Raw genomic sequence first — 246 nt, 5'->3', positions numbered from 1 at the left:
ACACCGAATCCGGCGCGGAAACCATGCACATGGCCGAAAACGGCTTTTGCGCCGATGGCGATCAGGAAGAATGGCTGACCAATGGGTGGACCAATATCAACGGTCGCCTGCCGGTCAACACCGATGGCGGGTGCCTGGCCTGTGGCGAGCCGATCGGCGCGTCGGGCCTGCGCCAGGTCTATGAAAATGCGCTGCAACTGCGCGGACTTGGCGGCGGGCGGCAAGTCCCCGGCGATCCGCGCACGG

Annotated in this window: 1 protein-coding gene; it reads left to right on the top strand. The window is 65.4% G+C overall.

The window, feature by feature from the left end:
- The coding region (locus tag RYX56_RS26770) for a thiolase C-terminal domain-containing protein (protein ID WP_500660692.1) at nt 1-246 on the top strand (246 nt) is incomplete at both ends.

This window comes from Alkalihalophilus lindianensis (assembly GCF_032843265.1).
GTDB lineage: Bacteria > Bacillota > Bacilli > Bacillales > Bacillaceae_D > Alkalihalophilus > Alkalihalophilus lindianensis.
Note: the sequence above shows the minus strand (reverse complement) of the source record. Positions and strands in the feature narration are given on the sequence as shown.